The sequence below is a fragment of the Nonomuraea candida genome (genome assembly GCF_000725485.1).
GTDB classification, from domain to species: Bacteria; Actinomycetota; Actinomycetes; order Streptosporangiales; family Streptosporangiaceae; genus Nonomuraea; species Nonomuraea candida.
Window position 1 is genome coordinate 1 of sequence record NZ_JOAG01000151.1, and the last position, 440, is coordinate 440.

Consider the following 440-nt stretch of genomic DNA (forward strand, 5'->3'; position numbering starts at 1 on the left):
GGCAGCGAGGGCAGGCTCGGCGGGCAGGCCGAGGTCGAGGGCGTGTCGGGCACCTGGAAGCGGCTGACGGAGAACGTCAACGAGCTGGCCGGCAACCTCACCCGCCAGGTCCGCGCCATCGCCGAGGTGACCAGCGCGGTCACCTCCGGCGACCTGACCAGGTCGATCACCGTGGACGCCGAGGGCGAGCTGGCCGATCTGAAGGACAACATCAACTCGATGGTCAAGTCGCTGCGCGAGACGACCAGCGCCAACGAGCAGCAGGACTGGCTCAAGTCCAACCTGGCCCGCATGTCCAGCCTGATGCAGGGGCACCGCGACCTGGCCACGGTGGCCGAGCTGGTGATGAACGAGCTGGCCCCGCTGGTCTCGGCCCAGTACGGCGCGTTCTTCCTGGCCGAGGAGAGCGAGCTGCAGCTCATCAGCGCCTACGGCTACCC

Annotated in this window: 1 protein-coding gene; it reads left to right on the plus strand. The window is 68.9% G+C overall.

The window, feature by feature from the left end:
- A partial coding sequence (locus IO39_RS43460; RefSeq protein WP_043637728.1) for a HAMP domain-containing protein occupies window positions 1-440 on the plus strand: 440 nt, incomplete at both ends.